The organism is Martinezella sp. CNPSo 3732, from assembly GCF_057784515.1.
This window is the reverse complement of record NZ_JBXSOO010000052.1, coordinates 1-1442: the sequence shown is the minus strand read 5'-3', so window position 1 is coordinate 1442 and position 1442 is coordinate 1. Positions and strand designations below refer to the sequence as shown.

The window sequence follows — 1442 nt, the reverse complement described above, 5'->3', positions numbered from 1 at the left end:
TGAACTGACCCCCGAAAGTTGGAAACCGACTTCGGGGGTTTTTTCATGTCGAAATACAGCACGTCGTTCAAGCAGAGTGTTGTGGAGTTTTACAGCGGCGGCGAGCGCAGCCTGCAGGAGGTGAGTGCGCATTTTGGGATCGACCATTCGACGGTGCGCACATGGGTGGCGATGCACGCGGCGCATGGGGTTGACGGTCTGGCGAAGAAGTTCAGCCACTACAATGCTGAGTTCAAGCTATCGGTTCTGCGCCGGATGTGGGAGGATGGGCTCTCTTACCGTCGGACGGCGGCGTTGTTCAACCTGCGCAATAAGAGTTGCCTGCCGGATTGGGAGCGACGCTATAAGGCCGGTGGTATTGACGCCCTGATCCCACGTCGTCGAGGAAGGCCCCGATCGATGCCTGAGCCACCTGTGCTGTCCGACAAGACGGATGCGCCTGAGAGCGATGAGGCCAAGAGCCGCGAGGAGCTGCTGGCGGAGCTGGCCTATCTGCGTATGGAGAATGCCTACCTAAAAAAACTGGAGGCCTTAACGCAGGCACGACAAGCGCCGACAAGACGCAAGCCGTCCAGGCGTTAAGGCCGCTCTATCCGTTCGACGGGCTGCTGAAGCTTGCGGGCCTGGCCCGTAGCACGTTCTATTATCAGCAGAAGGTCTCGTCCCTGGCTGATCGGCATGCAGCGCTGAAGACCAGGATCAAAGCGATCTTCGAAGCCCATAAGGGGCGCTATGGCTATCGTCGGGTCACGGCTGCGATCCGCGGCCTCGGGGAGACGGTCAATCACAAGACTGTCCAGCGTCTGATGACCGAGATGGGATTGAAGTCCCTGGTCCGGCCGAAGAAGTACCGCTCCTACAAGGGGCAGACGGGACGCGTGGCCCCGGACCTCCTTCAGCGGCAGTTCACCGCCGAGCGTATGCATCAGAAATGGGTGACGGACGTCACCGAGTTCAGCGTCGCCGGCGAAAAACTCTTCCTCTCGCCGGTCATGGACCTCCACAACGGCGAGATCGTTGCCTTCGAGACGGCGAGACGGCCGGTCTTCAAGCTGGTCCAGGACATGCTGGTCAAGGCCCTGGACCAACTCTGCAACGCCGAAAGGCCAATCCTGCATTCCGATCAGGGATGGCAATATCAAATGCCGGCCTGGGGCCGCATGCTTGAAAGCCGCAACATTGCCCAAAGCATGTCACGCAAAGGCAACTGCCTCGATAATGCCGCCATGGAGAGCTTCTTCGCCACCCTCAAATCCGAGTTCTTCCATCCCAACCACTTCGACAGCATCGAAAGCCTGCGGGATGGCGTCGAGGACTATATTCGATATTACAACAATGATCGCATCAAGCTTAAACTCAAAGGACTGAGCCCTGTTCAATACAGGACCCAGCCCTTAAATCAACCCAGCCAATAAACCGTCCAACTTTACGGGGTCAGTTCA

At 58.0% G+C, this 1442-nt stretch carries 1 protein-coding gene; it reads left to right on the top strand.

All coding sequences use genetic code 11. The annotated features are described in order from the left end of the window. Positions 1–45: 45 nt before the first annotated feature. A protein-coding gene (locus AC13RM_RS31415) for an IS3 family transposase (protein WP_488556142.1) occupies positions 46–1415 on the top strand; the annotation gives its coding sequence in 2 pieces (ribosomal slippage) (positions 46–523 and positions 523–1415; 1371 coding nt in all). Positions 1416–1442: the final 27 nt, after the last annotated feature.